Origin of the sequence: Microbacterium sp. 18062, from assembly GCF_902706225.1 — a bacterium.
In the GTDB taxonomy this organism is placed as follows: Bacteria; Actinomycetota; Actinomycetes; order Actinomycetales; family Microbacteriaceae; genus Microbacterium.
This window is the reverse complement of record NZ_CACSKB010000501.1, coordinates 1-418: the sequence shown is the minus strand read 5'-3', so window position 1 is coordinate 418 and position 418 is coordinate 1. Positions and strand designations below refer to the sequence as shown.

At 61.0% G+C, this 418-nt stretch carries 1 protein-coding gene; it reads right to left on the bottom strand.

Going from position 1 to position 418, the window contains the following annotated elements; translation table 11 throughout:
• On the bottom strand, positions 1-418 hold a 418-nt coding region (locus GVL03_RS20920), incomplete at both ends, for a Mov34/MPN/PAD-1 family protein (RefSeq protein WP_159502721.1).

The following is a 418-nucleotide window of genomic DNA, read 5'->3' as shown; positions in this document are numbered from 1 at the left end:
GCAGGTCAATTCTGCCCCCATACCAACTCCGCACCAGTTAGACACTCGGCCGACGATCAAGAAGACCATCGGTTTAGAAACCCCCTGCGCAATGTCCTGCCAGTGCTTGAGGTCGACGCCTGATGGCAAGGGGGCGTCTTCAGGGTGCGTGTGCCATCCGCCGACGTAGTCTATTGTCTCGCCGCTTTCTTTCCAACGACGCCGCGCCACCCGCTGGTGATGTGTGGCATGACGGAAGAATCCGAAACGCCGCTGAACATCTGCCACCGTCGGGAAGGTAGCTTCTGTCACGTGGGTGTGGGGGCCGCGGCGGTAGCCCATCAGAATGCCGCCAGCCTCGGGTGCGGACGCCGTCAGCTGCCTGAGGCCCAATAGCCGCTCCAATAATTGCGGCTCAATGAGCAGCATCGCGCCATTA